This window comes from Streptomyces sp. NPDC034043 (assembly GCF_055575675.1).
Map to the genome: position 1 here is coordinate 125438 of NZ_JBVISF010000010.1, position 18819 is coordinate 144256.

The 18819-nt window shown below is 73.9% G+C and carries 19 protein-coding genes; 13 read left to right on the forward strand and 6 right to left on the reverse strand.

Annotation, left to right across the window (positions count from 1 at the left end; translation table 11 throughout):
• Positions 1–4 precede the first annotated feature (4 nt).
• The gene (locus ACZ51S_RS23745) at positions 5–715 is read left to right on the forward strand and encodes a helical backbone metal receptor (protein WP_468476405.1); all 711 of its coding nucleotides are present in this window, start codon (positions 5–7) and stop codon (positions 713–715) included.
• Here the strand turns inward: ACZ51S_RS23745 and ACZ51S_RS23750 are convergent.
• Positions 705–1829, reverse strand: coding sequence for a TDT family transporter (locus tag ACZ51S_RS23750; RefSeq protein ID WP_468961920.1), 1125 nt, complete (start codon positions 1827–1829; stop codon positions 705–707). The genes ACZ51S_RS23745 and ACZ51S_RS23750 overlap by 11 nt on opposite strands.
• Positions 1830–1899: 70 nt before the next feature.
• Between ACZ51S_RS23750 and ACZ51S_RS23755 the strand changes: the two genes are divergently transcribed.
• Positions 1900–2823, forward strand: a complete 924-nt coding sequence (locus ACZ51S_RS23755; RefSeq protein ID WP_388945318.1) for a LysR family transcriptional regulator — start codon at positions 1900–1902, stop codon at positions 2821–2823.
• Positions 2824–2923: 100 nt separating this feature from the next.
• Here the strand turns inward: ACZ51S_RS23755 and ACZ51S_RS23760 are convergent, their stop codons facing one another.
• From ACZ51S_RS23760 to ACZ51S_RS23770, 3 genes are all read right to left on the reverse strand, one after another.
• Complete coding sequence (locus ACZ51S_RS23760) at positions 2924–3643, reverse strand: gamma-glutamyl-gamma-aminobutyrate hydrolase family protein (RefSeq protein WP_388945321.1); 720 nt, start codon at positions 3641–3643, stop codon at positions 2924–2926.
• A 46-nt stretch (positions 3644–3689) separates the two neighbouring features.
• Complete coding sequence (gene eat, locus ACZ51S_RS23765) at positions 3690–5171, reverse strand: ethanolamine permease (protein ID WP_388945324.1); 1482 nt, start codon at positions 5169–5171, stop codon at positions 3690–3692.
• A gap of 171 nt (positions 5172–5342) precedes the next feature.
• On the reverse strand, positions 5343–6089 hold the full coding sequence (locus ACZ51S_RS23770; protein ID WP_468476403.1) for a FadR/GntR family transcriptional regulator: 747 nt from the start codon (positions 6087–6089) through the stop codon (positions 5343–5345).
• A gap of 77 nt (positions 6090–6166) precedes the next feature.
• Between ACZ51S_RS23770 and ACZ51S_RS23775 the strand changes: the two genes are divergently transcribed.
• The 4 genes from ACZ51S_RS23775 to ACZ51S_RS23790 all read left to right on the forward strand — a co-directional run bounded on the left by ACZ51S_RS23775 (position 6167) and on the right by ACZ51S_RS23790 (position 11117).
• Complete coding sequence (locus tag ACZ51S_RS23775) at positions 6167–7531, forward strand: glutamine synthetase family protein (RefSeq protein ID WP_468961922.1); 1365 nt, start codon at positions 6167–6169, stop codon at positions 7529–7531.
• Positions 7532–7567: 36 nt separating this feature from the next.
• Positions 7568–8932 (forward strand): aldehyde dehydrogenase family protein, encoded by a 1365-nt coding sequence (locus tag ACZ51S_RS23780; RefSeq protein WP_468961924.1) that lies wholly within the window; start codon positions 7568–7570, stop codon positions 8930–8932.
• A gap of 5 nt (positions 8933–8937) precedes the next feature.
• Entirely contained in the window at positions 8938–9729 is a 792-nt protein-coding gene (locus ACZ51S_RS23785; protein WP_468476400.1) for a 3-oxoacyl-ACP reductase, read from the forward strand.
• Between the two features lie 101 nt (positions 9730–9830).
• The gene (locus ACZ51S_RS23790) at positions 9831–11117 is read left to right on the forward strand and encodes a haloacid dehalogenase-like hydrolase (protein ID WP_468961926.1); all 1287 of its coding nucleotides are present in this window, start codon (positions 9831–9833) and stop codon (positions 11115–11117) included.
• Here ACZ51S_RS23790 and ACZ51S_RS23795 read toward each other — a convergent pair.
• Positions 11114–12307 (reverse strand): amino acid deaminase/aldolase, encoded by a 1194-nt coding sequence (locus tag ACZ51S_RS23795; RefSeq protein WP_468803336.1) that lies wholly within the window; start codon positions 12305–12307, stop codon positions 11114–11116. The two genes, ACZ51S_RS23790 and ACZ51S_RS23795, sit on opposite strands and share 4 nt — an antisense overlap.
• 475 nt (positions 12308–12782) lie before the next feature.
• Here ACZ51S_RS23795 and ACZ51S_RS23800 point away from each other — a divergent pair, with 475 nt between their 5' ends.
• From ACZ51S_RS23800 to ACZ51S_RS23810, 3 genes are read left to right on the forward strand one after another with little or no spacing between them, the layout of a single operon-like run.
• Positions 12783–13631 (forward strand): hypothetical protein, encoded by an 849-nt coding sequence (locus ACZ51S_RS23800; protein ID WP_468886667.1) that lies wholly within the window; start codon positions 12783–12785, stop codon positions 13629–13631.
• Entirely contained in the window at positions 13628–14815 is a 1188-nt protein-coding gene (gene mycP, locus ACZ51S_RS23805; protein WP_468476395.1) for a type VII secretion-associated serine protease mycosin, read from the forward strand. Before ACZ51S_RS23800 ends, mycP begins: the two co-directional genes overlap by 4 nt.
• Positions 14816–14817: 2 nt before the next feature.
• Complete coding sequence (locus tag ACZ51S_RS23810; protein ID WP_468803337.1) at positions 14818–15558, forward strand: SseB family protein; 741 nt, start codon at positions 14818–14820, stop codon at positions 15556–15558.
• A 93-nt stretch (positions 15559–15651) separates the two neighbouring features.
• Here ACZ51S_RS23810 and ACZ51S_RS23815 read toward each other — a convergent pair whose 3' ends face one another.
• Positions 15652–16017, reverse strand: a complete 366-nt coding sequence (locus tag ACZ51S_RS23815; RefSeq protein ID WP_361609715.1) for a DUF1844 domain-containing protein — start codon at positions 16015–16017, stop codon at positions 15652–15654.
• 324 nt (positions 16018–16341) lie between these two features.
• Here ACZ51S_RS23815 and infC point away from each other — a divergent pair, with 324 nt between their 5' ends.
• The 4 genes from infC (at position 16342) to ACZ51S_RS23835 (ending at position 18798) form a co-directional block, all read left to right on the forward strand.
• On the forward strand, positions 16342–17040 hold the full coding sequence (gene infC, locus ACZ51S_RS23820; RefSeq protein ID WP_468476393.1) for a translation initiation factor IF-3: 699 nt from the start codon (positions 16342–16344) through the stop codon (positions 17038–17040).
• Positions 17041–17140: 100 nt separating this feature from the next.
• Complete coding sequence (gene rpmI, locus ACZ51S_RS23825) at positions 17141–17335, forward strand: 50S ribosomal protein L35 (RefSeq protein ID WP_007263144.1); 195 nt, start codon at positions 17141–17143, stop codon at positions 17333–17335.
• Between the two features lie 101 nt (positions 17336–17436).
• Positions 17437–17823, forward strand: a complete 387-nt coding sequence (gene rplT, locus ACZ51S_RS23830; RefSeq protein ID WP_007263143.1) for a 50S ribosomal protein L20 — start codon at positions 17437–17439, stop codon at positions 17821–17823.
• 117 nt (positions 17824–17940) lie between these two features.
• Entirely contained in the window at positions 17941–18798 is an 858-nt protein-coding gene (locus ACZ51S_RS23835; RefSeq protein WP_468476392.1) for a TrmH family RNA methyltransferase, read from the forward strand.
• Positions 18799–18819 lie beyond the last annotated feature (21 nt).

Genomic DNA, 18819 nt, shown 5'->3' on the forward strand with positions numbered 1-18819 from the left:
GCGGGTGCGCGTCGTCTCGCTGGTGCCGTCCCTGACCGAGGCGGTGGCCGTCACCGCGCCCGGCCTGCTGGCGGGTGTCACCGACTGGTGCGCGCACCCCGCGGACCTCGGGGACGCGGTGCGGATCGGCGGCACGAAGAACCCCGACGTACGGGCCGTCGCGGAGCTGCGCCCGGACCTGGTGATCGCCAACGAGGAGGAGAACCGCGCCCCGGACCTGGAGGCCCTGCGCGCGGCCGGACTGGAGGTGCTGGTCACCGAGATCCGGGACCTGCCGCAGGCCCTGAGCGAGCTCGACCGGCTGCTGGTGGGGGCCATGGGGCTGGAGCGGCCCGAGTGGCTGGACCGGGCCGGGGAGGCCTGGGCGGACGTGGAGCCCGTCGGCTCCCTCACCGCCTTCGTGCCGATCTGGCGCCGCCCCTGGATGGTGCTGGGCCGCGACACCTTCGCCGGTGACCTCCTCGCCCGGCTCGGGGTGCGCAACGTGTACGCCGGACACCCGGAGCGGTACCCCAAGGTGCCGCTCGCCGAGCTGACGGCGAGCGGCTGCGACCTGGTGGTGCTGCCCGACGAGCCCTACGCCTTCACGGCCTCGGACGGCCCGGAGGCCTTCCCGGGCCTGCGGGCCGCCCTGGTGAGCGGCCGTCACCTGACCTGGTACGGGCCTTCGCTGGCTGAGGCCCCGGCGGTACTCGGCAGGGCGCTCAGCGGGTAGCGGGCAGCAGCCGGCCGGTGCACAGGCCGCGCAGGGTGTGGGCGGCGGCGGCCGCCCAGGCGGTGACCAGGGCCAGGAAGAGGGCGGCGGCCAGCCAGCCGAAGGCGTCGAGCCCGGTGTGGCGGGCCAGCCCGGCGGCGCCGGTGACGCAGGTGCCGACGGGGAAGGTCAGCGCCCACCAGGTCATCGCGAAGCCCATGCCGGCGCGGGCTGCCCGGGCCAGCATCGCGGCGGCCAGGGCCAGCCACAGCAGGGCGAAGCCCATCACGGGCACCCCGTAGACGACCGCGAAGGCGCCGAGGGCGTGGGCGTAGGGGGCGTCGATGGCGCCGGGCGCCACGTCGGCGAGCTGGTTGACGGCGGTGGTGGACTGTCCGAGGGGCCCGAGGACCAGGAACAGGGCGGGGGTCAGCGCCAGGGGCAGGGGGCCGCTCACGATCAGCCGGCCGAAGACCAGGGGGAGCAGCAGCAGGGTGGCCATCAGGCTGACGCCGAACATGGCGTAGCAGGCCAGCAGCAGCGCCTCGCGGGGCTGGCCGGCGGGCAGGTGGGGGACCAGCAGGGGGCCGAGGGCGGCGGAGACCATGGGGGAGACCACGGGCAGCAGCCACACGGGGGTGGCCTGGGAGGCCTCGACCTGGTGCCGGACCACCATCAGGTAGGGCACCACCACGGCCATGACCAGGCCCGTCACGGTACCGGCGGTGAACAGCACGGTGTCCACGGCCAGGGCGGCGCCGGTCCCGATGAGGTCCTTGCCGACGATCAGGGTGCCGCCGCCGACGGCCAGCAGCGCCATCGCCAGGCAGCCGTAGAAGGGGGCGACGGCCGGGTCGAGGAGGTGGGCGCGGGCCTGGTCGCGGTGGTGCAGCCAGTGGCCCGCGCGGGCGGTGAGCAGGATGGCGAGGGCCACGGCGGACAGCGCCCAGAGGACCTGGCAGGCCACCCGCTGGCCCGGGAGCTGGTACGGGAGGGTGGCCCCGGCGTTCGCGACGATCGCCGTTCCCATGACGGAGGCGTACCAGTTGGGGCCGAGGTGGCGCAGCGCGGGGGCCTTGTGGGTCCGGGGCGCGGGTTCGGTGAAGGTGCGGGGTCGCACGGCGGTGGTGGCCATGGATCCAGCGTCGCCCCAGGTGGGAGCCGGTGGCAGGGGTCATCACCCTATGAGGCCATAAACTGATGTTATGGGTAATGGGGAGACGGTTCCGCTGGCGCACCGCGTGCCGGACCTGGGCGCGCTGGAACTGCTGCTCACGGTGGCCCGGGTCGGCAGCCTGAGCGCCGCCGCCCGGCACCTGGGCATCACGCAGCCGGCCGCGAGCAGCCGCATCCGGGCGATGGAGACACGGCTCGGCGTCGCCCTGGTGGACCGCTCCCCGCGCGGCTCGACGCTGACGGCGGAGGGCGCGCTCGTCACGGACTGGGCCCGGCGGGTCGTGGAGGCCGCCGAGGCCTTCGACGCCGGGGCGCAGGCGCTACGGGGCCGGCGGGATTCGCGGCTGCGGGTCGCGGCCAGCATGACCATCGCGGAGTACCTGCTCCCGGGCTGGCTGATCGCCCTGCGCGGGGAACGGCCCGACACGGCGGTGTCCCTGCACGCCGGGAACTCGGCCGACGTCGCCCAGCGGGTCCTCGCGCACGAGGCCGACCTCGGCTTCGTGGAGGGGCTGTCGGTCCCGGACGGCCTGGACTCGGTGGTCATCGCCCAGGACCGCCTGCTGGTGGCGGTGGCGCCGGGGCACCCGTGGGCGCGGCGCTCGCGCGGGGTGGACCCGGCGGAGCTGGCCCGCAGTCCGCTGATCCTGCGCGAACGGGGCTCGGGCACCCGCCAGGTCCTGGACGCCGCCCTGGCCGCGTCCGGCGGGCTGGCCCAGCCGCTGCTGGAGCTGGCCTCGACCACCGCCGTCAAGGCCGCGGCGCTCAGCGGGGCCGGGCCGTGCGTCCTGTCGGAGCTGGCACTGCGCGACGAGCTGGCGGCCCGCCGGCTGGTGGAGGTCCCGGTGCCGGGCGCCGCCCTGGCCCGCGCCCTGCGCGCCGTCTGGCCCACCGGCGCCCGCCCGGCGGGCCCGGCGCGCGACCTGCTGTCGCTGACCCGCCGCCGGGCGTAGGCCGTCCGGGGGCCGGGGGACGGTCCTGTTCGCGCGGGCGGCACGCGCGAGGGCCCCGGCGCCCGGGAGGAGGCGCCGGGGCCCGTGGGCGGATCCGGGGTCAGGACACCGGCACCGGCACCGGTGCCGCGCGACGGTCGGCGGCGGCCTCGATCAGGGAGTCCATCACCCGGGTGTCCTTGTCCCGCTCCGGGTGCCACTGGACGCCCAGGACGTAGCGGGAGCGGTCGGGGTCCTCGATGGCCTCCACCGTGCCGTCGTCCGCGTACGCCGAGACGACCAGGCCCCGGCCCAGGAGGTCCACGGCCTGGTGGTGGTAGGTCGGGACGTCCGCCTTCTCGGGGACCAGCTCCGCGTAACGGGTGCCCGCAACGGGGGTGACGGGGTGCCAGGAGGTGACGCCCGGAGTGTGGACGTGCCCGTCGATGTGCTGGATCAGCGTTCCGCCCAGGGCCACGTTCAGGGCCTGCATGCCCCGGCAGATCCCGAGCACGGGCAGGTCCGCCTCCAGGGCCGCCCCGATCAGGGCGAGTTCCCATTCGTCTCGGACGCGCGCGGGGGGACCCGTACGGGGGTCGCGCGCGGCACCGTAGAGGCGCGGGTCCACGTCCGGGCCGCCCGAGACGATCAGTCCGTCCAGCCGGCCCAGCACCTCCGCAGCCCGCTCCGGTTCGTCCGGCGGCAGCAGCACGGCCGCCCCGCCCGCCGCCTGGACGAGCTCGTAGTACCCGGAGGGCACGAGCGACGTGGGCAGGTCCCACACGTTGTAGCGGGTGGATTCCTCAACGTAGGTGGTGATGCCGATGAGCGGCCTGGGCACGGATTACCTCCAGGGTGGTGCCGGACAGCGTGCGGGGCTAAGGATTTCAGTCGCGGGTCAACTCCGCCTCGGCTTCCGCCAGCGCGGCGGCTTCTTCCTCAGGTGCCGAGGCCACGAGGCGGTGACGGCTGTAGAAGGCGAAGTAGGCCAGGGCGACGGCGTACACGGCGAGGGCGATGAGCGCCGCGTCCTGGTCCACCAGGAAGGTGGCGACCAGCGCCGACAGGGCCAGTGCGAAGGCGACGGACGAGGTCAGGACACCTCCGGGGGTGCGGTACGGCCGTTCCAGGCCGGGCTCCCGGCGGCGCAGCACGATGTGCGAGAGGGCCATCAGGGCGTACGAGATGGTCGCCCCGAACACCGCGATGTTCAGCATCCGCGCACCGTCGCCGGTGGCCGCCGCCAGGGCGAATCCGATGGCGCCGGGGATCACCAGTCCGAGGTACGGGGCCTTGCGCTTCGAGGTGAGCGAGAGGAAGCGCGGCAGGTACCCGGCCCGGGAGAGGGCGAAGAGCTGGCGCGAGCCCGCGTAGATGAGGGAGAAGAAGGAGGCGACCAGGCCGGCGAGTCCGGCGTAGTTGACGAAGCGGCTGAGCGCGGTCGGTCCGCCGTCCCCCTCCAGGGCCACGACCAAGGGGTTTCCGGCGGTCCTGACGGCGTCGGCGCCCTGGGCGCCGGTGGCGGCGAAGAAGGTGATCAGGGCGAGGAGGGCGAGGACGCCCATGGAGATGGCGAGGGCCTTCGGCATGGCGCGGACCGGGTCCTTGGCCTCCTCGGCGGCCAGCGGCACGCCCTCGACGCCCAGGAAGAACCACATGCCGAAGGGGAAGGCCGCCCAGATGCCGAGGACCCCGAAGGGCAGCCAGGAACTGGAGCCGAACGCGCTCGTGTCCACGGCGATGTCGTCCAGCGAGCCCGCGTCGAACTCGGTGAGCGCCCCGAGCGCGAAGATCAGCAGCGCGGCCACGGCCACGGCGGTGACGACGAGGCTGAAGCGCAGCGCCTCGCCCACGCCCCACAGGTGCACGCCGATGAAGACGACGAAGCAGCCGAGGTAGACCGGCCAGCTGGAGGTCAGTCCGAACAGGCCGAGCGATTCGACGTAGTCGCCGATGAAGATGACGATCGCCGCCGGGGCCAGGACGTACTCGATGAGGATGGCGGTGCCGGTGAGGAAGCCGCCCCACGGGCCGAGCGCGCGGCGGGCGAAGCCGTAGCCGCCGCCCGCCGTCGGCAGGATGGTGGACAGCTCGGCGAGGGAGAACACCAGGCAGGCGTACATCGCGCCCATGAGGACCGTGGCGATGGCCAGCCCGCCGAAACCGCCCTTGTCCAGGCCCACGTTCCAGCCGGAGAAGTCGCCGGAGACGACGTACGCGACGCCGAGGCCGGTCAGCAGCAGCCAGCCGGCGCTGCCGCGGCGCAGGGTGCGGCGCTCCAGGTACTCCGCGTCGGCGTTCTTCGCGGCGGCGTCCTTCGCGAGGGCCGGTGGTGCGGATGCGGGCACGGGTGCGGTGTCGTCGGCCATGTGCGCTCCTGCCTAGGGCAATGCAATGGTTGTGAGGCGTACCTTTGCGTCATGGGCGGGGAACGCGCAAGACCCCCGCGTTAAACAGGGGTTACGAAAACCTCTCCGGCCCCGCCGGAGCCACCGCCCCGCCGGAGCCGCCGGAGCCGCCGCCCCCGCCCGCACGCCGTCTCAGGCCAGGAACCCGCGCAGCAGGGCCGCCGTCCCGCAGCAGTGCTCGCGCATCACCGCGCGGGCCCCGTCGGCGTCGCGTTCGAGCACCGCCTCCACCAGGGCCGTGTGCTGCTGCTGCGAGTGCTCCAGGTTGCGCACCAGCAGCGGGATGCAGTCCAGCAGCTCGTTCACCGTCGCCCGGACGGCGGCGTACTGGGCCGTCAGGGTGGCGGAGCCGGCCAGCTCGCACAGGGTGAGGTGGAAGAGGGTGTCCTGGCGGCGGTACTCGGCGAGCGGGGCGTCGTGGGTGGCGGCGAGCGCGGTCAGCAGCCGTTCCGCCTGCTCCTCGGAGAGCCCCTGCGAGGCGCACAGCCCGGCCGCGCCCACCTCCAGCACCTCGCGGAAGCGCAGCGCGTCCTCGATGTCCACCCCCGCCACGCGCCGCCGCAGCTCCTCCTCGGCGCCGCCGGCCGGCGTGTCGGGACGGGCCAGCACGAACGTTCCGCCGTACCGTCCGCGCCGGGCCTCCACCAGCCCCTGGTCCTGCAGCACCTTGAGCACCTCGCGCAGGGTGACCCGGCTGATCCCCATCCGCTCCGCCAGCTCCCGCTCGGGCGGCAGCCGTTCCCCGCCCGGCACCAGGCCCAGCCGGACCACCTGGAGGATCTGCTCCAGCGCCTCCTCGAAACCGTTGCCCGCCCGCACCTGCCGCAGTACGGGATTCAGCCGCGCGATCGCGCCACCGCCATCCGCCGTGTCGGTCATCTCGGCTCCTCCCCTTCCCAAGCAATGGTTCTATTCAATACCTTAGGCCTCCTCGGCTCACCGAAGGAGAGATTCCAGTGGTAGACCGCATGCCGCCGCTCGCGCCCGGGGAGCTCCGTGCCCTCGTCGCGAGCGGTGAGATCGACACAGTCGTCCTGGCCTTCCCCGACATGCAGGGACGTCTCCAGGGCAAGCGGTTCGCCGCACAGTTCTTCCTCGACGAGGTCCTCGCCCACGGCACCGAGGGCTGCAACTACCTCCTCGCCGTCGACACCGACATGAACACCGTCGACGGCTACGAGATGTCCTCCTGGGACCGCGGCTACGGCGACTTCGCCATGCACCCCGACCCCGTCACCCTGCGCCGCGTCCCGTGGAACCCCGGCAGCGCCTTCATCATGGCCGACCTGGCCTGGAGCGACGGCACGCCCGTCGTCGCCGCACCCCGCCAGATCCTGCGCCGCCAGCTGGAGCGCCTCGCCGAACTCGGCTACACCGCCATGGTCGGCACCGAGCTGGAGTTCATGGTCTTCCAGGACACCTACGAACAGGCCTGGAACGCCAACTACCGCGGCCTGACCCCCGCCAACCAGTACAACATCGACTACTCCGTCCTCGGCACCGGCCGCGTCGAACCCCTCCTGCGCCGCATCCGCAACGAGATGCAGGCCGCCGGCCTGGTCGTCGAGTCCGCCAAGGGCGAGTGCAACCTCGGCCAGCACGAGATCGCCTTCCGCTACGACGAGGCGCTCACCACCTGCGACCAGCACGCCGTCTACAAGACCGGTGCCAAGGAGATCGCCGCCCAGGAGGGCGTCTCGCTCACCTTCATGGCCAAGTACGACGAGCGCGAGGGCAACTCCTGCCACATCCACCTCTCGCTCGCCGACACCGAAGGACACAACGCCATGGCCGGGGACGGCCCGGACGGGATGTCACCGCTGATGCGGCACTTCCTGGCCGGCCAGCTGGCCGCACTGCGCGACTTCTCCCTTCTCTACGCCCCGAACATCAACTCGTACAAGCGTTTCCGCCCCGGATCCTTCGCCCCGACCGCCGTCGCCTGGGGCGTCGACAACCGCACCTGCGCCCTGCGCGTGGTCGGCCACGGCCGCTCCACCCGCTTCGAGAACCGCCTCCCCGGCGGGGACGTCAACCCGTACCTCGCCGTCGCCGGCCTGGTCGCGGCCGGACTCTACGGCGTCGAGAACCGCCTCGAACTGCCGGACCCCTGCACCGGCAACGCCTACACCGCCGACTTCGCCCACGTCCCCACCACCCTGCGCGAGGCCGCGGAACTGTGGGAGAACAGCGAGATCGCCAAGGCGGCCTTCGGCCCCGAGGTCGTCGCCCACTACCGCAACATGGCCCGCGTCGAACTCGACGCCTACGACTCCGCGGTCACCGACTGGGAGCTGCGCCGCTCCTTCGAACGCCTGTAGAAGCCACCCCGAACCGAACACCAGGAAGGCACCCACGTGTCCGATGTGCTGGAAGTACTGAATCCGGCCACCGAGGAAACCGTCGCCACCGTCCCGGCCGCCACACGGGACGATGTCGACGCCGCCGTCGCCCGGGCCGCCAGAGCCCAGCGCGCCTGGGCGGCGGCACCCCCCGCGGACCGGGCCCGGCTCCTGCGCCGCTTCGCGGCGGTGGTGGACGGACGCATCGAGGAACTGGCCCGCCTGGAGGTCGCCGAGGCCGGCCACACCATCGGCAACGCCCGCTGGGAGGCCGGCAACGTACGCGACCTCCTCGACTTCGCCGCCGGGGGAGTGGAACGCCTCTCCGGCCGCCAGATCCCCGTCGCCGGGGGCATCGACGTCACCTTCCTCGAACCCCTCGGCGTCATCGGCGTGATCGCGCCGTGGAACTTCCCCATGCCGATCGCCGCCTGGGGCCTGGCACCCGCCCTCGCCGCGGGCAACGCCGTCATCCTCAAGCCCGCCGAGACCACCCCCCTCACCGCCCTGCGCCTCGCCGAACTCGCCCTCGAAGCCGGGATCCCCGAACACCTCTTCCAGGTGCTCCCCGGCCACGGAGCGGTCACCGGCGACGCGCTGGTCGAACACCCCGGCGTCGCGAAGATCGTCTTCACCGGCTCCACCCGCGTCGGCAAGCAGATCATGGCCAAGTGCGCCGACCGCGTGAAGCGCCTCACCCTCGAACTCGGCGGCAAGAGCCCCAACATCGTCTTCGCCGACGCCGACATCGAGGCCGCCGCCGCGGCCGCGCCCATGGCCTACCTGGACAACACCGGCCAGGACTGCTGCGCCCGCACCCGGATCCTCGTACAGCGCTCCGTCCACGACCGCTTCCTGGAGCTCGTCGCCCCCGGCATCGAGTCCGTCGTCGTCGGCGACCCGCTGGACGAGAGGACGCAGATGGGCCCGCTCATCTCCCGCGGCCAGCTGGAGCGCGTCCGCTCGTACGTCACCGACGACCTCACCACCATCCGCGGCAAGGCCCCCGAGGGCCCCGGCTTCTGGTACCCGCCGACCCTCGTCACGGACGTGGACCCCACCGCGCCCGTCGCCGCCGAAGAGGTCTTCGGCCCGGTCGCCGTCATCCTCCCCTTCGAGGACGAGGAGGACGCCGTACGCCTGGCCAACGCGACCGAGTACGGACTCTCCGGCTCCCTCTGGACCCGCGACGTCGGCCGCGCCCTGCGCGTGTCCCGCGCCGTCCGGGCCGGCAACCTCTCCGTCAACTCCCACAGCAGCGTCCGCTACTGGACCCCCTTCGGCGGATACAAGCAGTCCGGCCTCGGCCGCGAGCTCGGACCCGACGCCCTCACCGCTTTCACCGAGACCAAGAACGTCTTCATCAGCACGGAGGCCTGAACCCCATGACCGACCGCACCGAAGAGATCGTCTGCCGCCGCCTGGTCGGCCGCACCGCCGTCATCACCGGAGCCGGCAGCGGCATCGGTCTCGCCACCGCCCGCCGCCTCGCCTCCGAAGGCGCCGACGTCGTCTGCGCCGACATCGACCCGGCCGCCGGCAAGGCCGCCGCCGAAGAGGTCGGCGGCACCTTCGTCCAGGTCGACGTCACCGACAAGGACCAGGTGGAGGCCCTCTTCAAGACGGCCTTCGACACCTACGGCTCCGTCGACATCGCCTTCAACAACGCCGGCATCTCGCCCCCGGACGACGACTCCATCCTCACCACCGAACTCGACGCCTGGCGCCGCGTCCAGGACGTCAACCTCACCTCCGTCTACCTCTGCTGCAAGGCCGCCCTCCCCTACATGCAGCGCCAGGGACGCGGCTCCATCATCAACACCGCCTCCTTCGTGGCCATCATGGGCGCCGCCACCTCCCAGATCTCCTACACCGCCTCCAAGGGCGGCGTCCTCGCCATGTCCCGCGAACTCGGCGTCCAGTTCGCCCGGGAGGGCATCCGCGTCAACGCCCTCTGCCCGGGCCCCGTCAACACCCCCCTGCTCCAGGAGCTGTTCGCCAAGGACCCCGAGCGCGCCGCCCGCCGCCTCGTGCACATCCCGCTCGGCCGGTTCGCCGAACCCACCGAGATCGCCGCCGCCGTCGCCTTCCTCGCCAGCGACGACTCCTCCTTCATCAACGCCACCGACTTCCTGGTCGACGGAGGCATCTCCGGCGCGTACGTCACCCCCCTGTAGGCCGGCTCACCCCCTCGACGGCGGCCGGGCGTCCACGACGCCCGGCCGCCGTGCTCCACCGTCCCCGGCGATCCCGTACGAGAACAGGAGCACCAGCCCACGTGACCCGACCCTCCCCCGCCCGACGGCTCCAGACCCTCGCCGCCGCCGTCGCGACGGCCGCCGCGACCCTCACCACCGCCGCCCCCGCCCAGGCCGCACCCACCGCCTGCACCACCCCGGAACCCGGCGCGGGCTGGTACGGGGACAACCAGGCCCGCCTCCAGCAGCTCATCGACCGGTACGGCGACTGCGCCCCGCACCGCCCGCACCGCGCCAGACCCGTCGCTGTCTTCGACTGGGACAACACCGTCGTCAAGAACGACGTCGGCGACGCCACCATGTTCTGGCTCCTGCGCAACGGAAAGGTCCGCCAGCCCGACGGCGGCGACTGGCGCACCACCAGCCGCCACCTCACTCCGGCCGCCGCCCAGGCCCTCGCCGCCGCCTGCGGCCCCCTCGCCCGCCCCGGCGCCCCCCTGCCCACCGGCACCCCCGAGGGCGCCGCCTGCGCCGACGAACTCCACACCGTCTACGGCACCTCCGCCACCCGCACCGGCGACGCCGCCTTCGCCGGCTGGGACCGCCGTACGACCGACCCCGCCTACGCCTGGCTGCCGCAGCTGATGCAGGGCTGGACCGCCGACGAGGTACGCGGCTTCGCGGCCGCCGCCCGTACCGAGAACCTCGCCGCGCCCATCGGCGCCGTGCAGCGGGTCGGCACCGGCACCGCCACCGCCTGGGTCCGCTACTACGACCAGCAGCGCGACCTGATCGAGACGCTCCGGCGCACCGGCTTCGACGTCTGGATCAGCTCCGCCTCCCCGCAGCCCGTCGTCGAGGTCTGGGCCCAGGACGCAGGCATCGCGGCGGACCACGTCATCGGCATCCGCAACACCACCCGCGACGGCAGGCTGACCAGCCACCTCCAGGGCTGCGGATCCGTCCCCGACGGCGCAGACACGATGACCACCTACATCGACGGCAAGCGCTGCTGGATCAACCAGGAGGTCCTCGGCGTCCGCGGCCGCGCCGCCGAGAAGGTCCAGCCGCCCGCCCGCCGCCAGGTCTTCGCCGCGGGCGACTCCGACACCGACATCTCCTTCCTGCGCGACGCCACCGCCCTGCGCCTGGTCATCAACCGCAACAAGACCGAACTCATGTGCCGCGCCTACGACAACAGCGACGGCAAGTGGATCGTGAACCCGATGTTCATCGAACCCAAGAAGCAGAAGCCCGGCCCCTACCCCTGCTCCACCACCGGCTACACCGACCACGACGGCACACCGGCCCCCGTCCGCCGCCCCGACGCGAGCATCGTCCCCGACCAGACGGACACGGTCTTCTAGAGGAACGTCCGCCCCTCACCCCGATACGTCGGAACGGAACCGGTCACCCGGTCCCCCTCCACCAGGTGCAGGGTGTCGAACCGCTCGCACAGCTCACCGGCCTTCGCGTGCCGGAACCAGACCCGGTCGCCGATCAGCAGGTCGTCGGCCGGGCTCCCCAGCAGCGGGGTCTGCACCTCGCCCGCACCCTCCTGCGGGTCGTAGCGCAGCCCGGCCGGCAGGTACGGCACCGGCAGCCGGTCGGCCCCCGCCGCCCCCGAAGCCGGATAGCCACCGCCCAGCACCGTCACCACCCCCACCCCGGGCCGCCGGACCACCGGCTGCGCGAACAGCGCCGCCGGACGCCCCCGGAACGTCGTGTAGTTGTCGAACAGCCGCGGTACGTACAGCCCCGACCCGGCGGCGACCTCCGTCACCGCCTCCTCCGCCGCCGTCTCCGCGACGCTGCCCGTCCCGCCGCCGTTGACGAACTCCAGCTCCCCCACCACCGCCCGCACGGCCCGCACCGCCTCGGCGCGCCGCACCGCCAGCTCCTTGCGCGCCGCGCCCTGCATCAGCCGGATCACCCGCGAACGCACCGGCCGCCCGGCCAGCGCGTCCCCGACGCCGGCCACGTGCCCCTCGTAGCCCATCAGCCCCACCACCCGGAACCCCGGCCGCGCCGCCACCGCCGCCGCCAGCTCCGCCAGCTGCCCCGGCTCCCGCAGGGGCGACCGCCGCGCCCCGACCCGCACCCGCCCGCCGAGCAACCGCAGGGCCGTGTCCAGCTCCAGGCACACCCGCACCACCTCGGCCCCGCCGCCCCGCGCCCGGTCGATGAGGTCCAACTGCGCGGGGTCGTCCACCATCACAGTCACCGCCGAAGCCAACTTCGCGTCACCGGCCAGCTCCGCGAACCCGCCCCGGTCGGCGGACGGGTAGGCGAGCAGCACGTCCTCGAACCCGGACCGGGCGAGCCACAGCGACTCGGCGAGGGTGTACGACATCACCCCGGCGAACCCCGGCCGGGCCAGCACCCGTTCGAGCAGCGCCCGGCACCGCACGGACTTGCTCGCGACCCGGACCGGCTTCCCGCCGGCCCGCCGCACGAGATCGTCGGCGTTGGCGTCGAAGGCGTCCAGGTCCACGATGGCCAGGGGCGCGTCGAGATGCGCGGTCGCCCGGTCGTACCGGGCCCGGTCCGAAGTCATGGGCGGCAGCTTGCCAGACGGCTCTACCGGTGGGTAGGCCCTTGCCCTGGCCGGGCCGTCCGTGCGCCCCCGCTGCGCGCCCCGTCCCCTGGGGGCCTCCGCCCCCAGCCCCCCCGCGCCTCAAACGCCGGCGGGGCTGAAGGTGGCTGCGCATCCCGTCCGTCTGCGGACCGTTTCCCGGGGGCCAGCCCCCGGACCCCCGCGCCTCAAACGCCGGCGAGGCTGAAGTTGCCCCCGACCCACCCGGAACCACCCCATCCCACCGCACCCCGCCCGACAGGGCAACCACCCACCCCGGCACCGCCCCACGGGGCAACCGCCCGGCAGGGCACCACCCTCCACCCCCGAGCCCTCCGGCAGGGCAGCCACCCCACCCCGAACCGCCCGGCCAGGGCAAGGGCCCGGCCGGGGCAGCGGCGAGCGCCCCGTAGAGTACGGGCAGGCAGCCGTACGGAACGGGGGGCGGAGCCGCCGGATGACCACGACGACACCACGGACCGAGGTCCTGGGCGATCCCGAGCAGCCGCCGGCACCGCCACCGCCGCCCCGCCGCCACCCCGCCCGGGTCGTCAGCGCCATCCTCTGCGCCCTCCTCGGCACCGCCCTCCTCGCCGGCGCCGCCACCACCGCCTGGCGCGACCACCGCGCCTCGCACCGCCCCCTGCCCCCCGACGCCGCCTACCGCCAGGCCGCCTCGCTGTGGCGGTCGGCCCCCGTGGACGGCCTCCTGCCGCCCGTGCTGGACGCCCCCGGATCCGGCCCCGGCGGCGCCGACCGCAGCTGGACCCGGATCGCCCTCGCACCGGACGCCGACTGCGCGGCCGTCCTGCCCGCCGACTGGCGGGCCGCTCTCGCCGCCACCGGCTGCACCCGCGTGCTCCGCGCCACCTACACCGACGCCACCCGCAGTTCCCTCGTCACCGTCGGCCTGGTCTTCACCCCCGCCGACGCCACCGCCATGGACGGCCTCCGGGGCCGGCTGACCGTCCCGCCCGCCTACGAGTACGCCGACGCGCGCCGCGCCGCCTGGACCGCGACGGTCTCCGCCGAGGCCCCGGCCGTTGTCTACGCCGTCTCCGCCTTCGCCGACGGCCGCACCGTCGACGCACCGGTCCCCGCCGAGGAGGCGGCCCGGTCCGGCGCCACCGGGACCGTCGCCGAGGCCGGGCTCGGCCACACGGCGAAGGCCGCCGCCGACCGGGCCGCACAGGCCCTCACCGGCCTCGCCGCTCCCTCCTCCGGCCCCCTCTCCGGCCCCGCCCCGGCCCCCGCCTCGACCACGGCTCCCGTCCCGCCCCCGCCGACGAAGGGGTCCGCCCGATGAAACCGGCCCCCCTGCGCACGGCGGCCGCCGCCGCCCTCGCCGCCGCCCTCCTCGCCGGGTCCGCCGCCCACCCCGCCGCCGCCGACACCATCCGCGACCGGCAGTGGGGCCTGCTCGCCCTGCGCGCCGAGGAGGCCTGGGGCACCACCCAGGGCGACGGGGTCACCGTCGCCGTCCTCGACACCGGCGTGGACGCCACCCACCCCGACCTCGCCGGCCAGGTCCTCGAGGGCACCGACCTCGTCGGCATGGGCGCCGGCCGCGGCGACCGCGCCTGGGCCCGCCACGGCACCGCGATGGCCGGCATCATCGCGGGCCGGGGCCACGGCCCCGACCGCTCGCAAGGGGTCCTCGGGATCGCGCCGCACGCGAAGATCCTGCCCGTCCGCGTGATCCTCGAAGAGGGCGACCCGGGCCGGGCCAAGGCCCGCGACAGCAAGGCCGGCGCCCTCGCCGAAGGCATCCGCTGGGCCGCCGACCACGGCGCCGACGTGATCAACCTCTCGCTGGGCGACGACAGCGACTCCGCGCACCACGAGGCCGCCGAGGACGAGGCCGTGCGGTACGCCCTCGGCAAGGGCGTGGTCGTCGTCGCCTCCGCGGGCAACGGCGGCGAACGCGGCGACCACACCTCCTACCCCGCCGCCTACCCCGGAGTCATCGCCGTCGCGGCCGTGGACCGCCAGGGCCGCAAGGCACCCTTCTCCACCCGCCACTGGTACGCCACCGTCAGCGCCCCCGGCGTCGACGTGGTCATCGCCGACCCGGACCGCTCCTACTACGAGGGGTGGGGCACCAGCGCCGCCGCGGCCTTCGTCTCCGGCGCCGTGGCCCTCGTCAGGGCCGCCCATCCGGGCCTGTCCCCGGCGCAGGTCAAGAAGCTGCTGGAGGACACCGCCGCCGACCGCCCGGCCGGCGGCCGCGACGACGCCCGGGGCCACGGCACGGTCGACCCCGTCGCCGCGCTCCAGGCCGGCGCCGCGCTGCGCCCCGAGGCGCCCGTCCCCGCCGCCGTCCCGGCCGGGCGGCGGTACTTCGGCCCGGGCCCCGAACCGGTCCGGCCGTCCGGGCGCCGGACGGTGCCCGGTGTGCCGGCGGCGGCGGCCGGGGGAGCGGCCCTGCTGGTGCTGGCCGCCGTACTGGCCCGGCGCCCGCGCGCCGCACGGCGGGATAGAGTCGCGTAACTGTGGCGACCAAGAACATTCCAGACCCCGGTTTCTCCGACGACGACGGCACCGCCGACCCCCGGCTCAGCGCCGCCCTGGCCGCCTGGGCGGCCGACCGGGCGGCCGAACCGCAGCTGCTGGCGGCGCTGAAGGACGCCCGGCTGCTGGTGCCCGTCGTGGCGATGCTCGGCGAGGTCGAGACCGACCCGGAGACCGGCCTCAAGCGCGAGAAGACCAGCGACATGGCCGTGCCCACCCTGACGGCGGGGAACCGCCGGGCGCTGCCCGCCTTCACCTCGATCGCCTCGCTGGCCCTGTGGGACCCGGCGGCCCGCCCGGTGGCGGTCCCGCTGCACCAGGCGCTCGCCGCCGCCGCGCACGAGAAGGCCGACACGGTCGTCATCGACCTGGCCGGCCCCGTCCCGTACCAGCTGACGGGCCCGGCCCTGCTCGCGCTCGCCGAGGGCCGCACGGACGCCGACCCGCTGGCCGACCCGGCCGTGCGCGAGGCCGTACGCGCGGCCGTGGCCGCCGAGCCCGCCGTGCTCCGCGCCCACCTGGGGCGGGGCGGCGCCGACGCCGACGGCACCCTGGCCGTCGTGCTCTCGGCCGGCGCCGAGCCCGCCCCGGCGGCCCGCCGCGTGGCGGAAGCGCTGGCGGCGGACGAGACCCTGCGCGGCCGGCTCGTACGCGGCCTGGACCTGGCCCTGCTCCCGGCCGGCGGCCCGGTCCCGCCGGGGGAGCCGCTCTTCGCGCGCTGAGATCCGCCCGCCCGGATCCGGTACGCCGAAGGGCCGCCGCGACGCGTCGCGGCGGCCCTTCGGCGTACGGAAGCGGAAGGTGCGGGAGGGCGGTCAGGCGTAGACCGGGCCCGTGAACTTCTCGCCCGGGCCCTGGCCCGGCTCGTCCTGCACGATCGAGGCCTCGCGGAAGGCCAGCTGGAGCGACTTCAGGCCGTCGCGCAGCGGGGCCGCGTGGAAGGAGCTGATCTCGGTGGCGCTGGCGGTGACCAGGCCGGCCAGGGCGGTGATCAGCTTGCGGGCCTCGTCGAGGTCCTTGTGCTCGGAGTCCGGCTTGTCCAGGCCCAGGTTGACCGCCGCGGCGCTCAGCAGGTGGACGGCCACCGTGGTGATGACCTCGACGGCCGGGACGTCCGCGATGTCGCGGGTCATCTCGTCGTAGTCGGGAGGGGTGGAATCGGAGGGCGTCGCGTCAGTCATGCGCTCCACGATAGGTCGTGCGGCGGCCTTGCGATGCGTGGGGTAGTATGGAGCTCGACCGGCCGGACACGTGCGTGCCCGGCCCACAAGTGGAGGCTCCGATCTCCCACCCGACCACCCTCCGGGGAGGCGGGTCATCCGGTCAGACGGTATCCATCGTTCCGTACGGACGATGGAAAGCCGTCGATATGCGCCCCGCGGTTCGCACGCGGCGGTGCTCCGGTTGTTTTGGAGCCCCTGCCTGTGCCCGGCGGGGCATTTTTCATTCTCCGCCGCGGTGAGGTCTGACGACAAAAGACGTCAGCGGTTGTCTGCCAGGCAACCGTGTGGTGCTACCGAGGAGGATCCATCAGCACCGAGCCCCGCATCAACGATCGGATTCGAGTCCCTGAGGTGCGACTCGTCGGTCCCAGCGGCGAACAGGTGGGCATCGTCCCGCTTGCGAAGGCGCTTGAGCTCGCACAGGAATACGACCTGGACCTGGTCGAGGTCGCGGCTTCCGCGCGCCCGCCGGTCTGCAAGCTCATGGACTACGGCAAGTTCAAGTACGAGTCGGCCATGAAGGCCCGTGAGGCGCGCAAGAACCAGGCGCACACGGTCATCAAGGAGATGAAGCTCCGGCCGAAGATCGACCCGCACGACTATGACACCAAGAAGGGTCACGTCGTTCGGTTCCTCAAGCAGGGCGACAAGGTCAAGATCACGATCATGTTCCGTGGTCGCGAGCAGTCCCGGCCGGAGCTCGGCTACCGACTGCTGCAGCGTCTCGCCTCCGACGTCGAGGACCTCGGCTTCATCGAGTCGAACCCGAAGCAGGACGGCCGAAACATGATCATGGTTCTCGGTCCGCACAAGAAGAAGACCGAGGCGATGGCCGAAGCCCGCGAGGCGCAGGCCGCGCGCAAGGCCGAGCGCCAGGGCATCGCCGCCGAGGCCGCTCCGGCCGAGGAGGAGGCCCCGGAGGCCGCCACCGAGGCCGAGGTCGAGGCCGACGGCTCCGCCGAGGCGAACGCCGAGGCCTGATCCCGGACAGCCCGTCCCGGATCACCCAACAACATGACGCTCCCGCGAGCCGGTCCCGCCGGACCGGCGGGGGCGCCACCGACGAGGAGATAACGGCGCCATGCCGAAGAACAAGACGCACAGCGGTACCAAGAAGCGCTTCAAGGTCACCGGCTCCGGCAAGGTGCTCCGCGAGCGCGCCGGCAAGCGCCACCTGCTCGAGCACAAGTCGTCCCGCATCACCCGTCGCCTGACCGGCAACGCGGAGATGGCTCCCGGCGACGCCGCGAAGATCAAGAAGCTTCTCGGCATCTGATGTCCTCCGCTCCCCCCGAGGGAGCGGGACGTCAGGACCGGGACCCCATCGAATTTCGGGCCGTGTGAAGACAACCACGGCCCCGCTACAAGGAGTAAAAAGTGGCACGCGTCAAGCGGGCAGTAAACGCCCACAAGAAGCGCCGGGCGATCCTCGAGGCGGCCTCCGGCTACCGCGGTCAGCGTTCGCGCCTGTACCGCAAGGCCAAGGAGCAGGTCACCCACTCGCTGGTCTACAACTTCAACGACCGCAAGAAGCGCAAGGGCGACTTCCGTCAGCTGTGGATCCAGCGCATCAACGCCGCTGCCCGCCAGAACGGCATGACGTACAACCGCCTCATCCAGGGTCTGAAGGCCGCCAACATCGAGGTGGACCGCAAGATCCTCGCCGAGCTGGCCGTCAACGACGCCAACGCGTTCGCCGCGCTGGTCGAGGTCGCGCAGAAGGCCCTCCCGGCCGACGTGAACGCGCCCAAGGCCGCTGCCTAAGGCGCCTGGCCGGCCCGCTCCACGCGACCGGCACCCCACGGACCCGCAGGCTTCCCGCCTGCGGGTCCGTGTGCTTTCGCCCCGCCACGCAGAACCCGAGAGAGAACCGCAGACACCATGGGTCACCCCACCGAGCTGATCTCCCCCCGATCCCCGCGGGTGGCCGCCGCCCGCCGGCTGGCGCGGCGCAACTTCCGCACCAAGGAGCGCCGGTTCATCGCCGAGGGCCCGCAGGCCGTCCGGGAGGCCGTCGAGCACCGCGGGGCCCAGGGCGCGACCCTGATCGAGCTGTTCGCCACCGTCGAGGCCGCCGAGCGCTACGCCGGCATCGTCGAGGCCGCGCTGCTCGCCGGGGCCCGGGTGCACTACGCCTCCGACGAGGTGCTCGCCGAGGTCTCCCAGACCGTGACCCCGCAGGGCCTGGTCGGCGTCTGCCACTTCCTGGACTCCCCCTTCGAGGAGATCCTCAAGACCGGGCCCAGGCTGGTCGCCGTCCTCGCCCACGTCCGCGACCCCGGGAACGCCGGCACCGTGCTGCGCTGCGCGGACGCGGCCGGCGCCGACGCGGTGGTGCTGACCGACGCCTCCGTCGACCTGTACAACCCCAAGTCCGTACGGGCCTCCGTCGGCTCCCTCTTCCACCTCCCGGTGGCCGTCGGCGTCCCGGTGGAGCAGGCCGTGGAAGGGCTGCGGGCCGCCGGGGTTCGGATCCTCGCGGCCGACGGGGCCGGGGAGGACGACCTCGACGCCGAACTGGACGCGGGCACCATGGGCGGCCCCTCGGCGTGGGTCTTCGGCAACGAGGCCTGGGGCCTGCCCGAGGAGACCCGGGCCCTCGCGGACGCCGTCGTCCGGGTCCCGATCCACGGCAAGGCCGAGAGCCTGAACCTCGCGACGGCCGCGGCCGTGTGCCTCTACGCGTCCGCGCGCGCACAGCGGGCGCCCGGAGGGTGCCGCTCCGTGACCCCCAGCTAGTAATGTGGCCGCCCGGGGGCC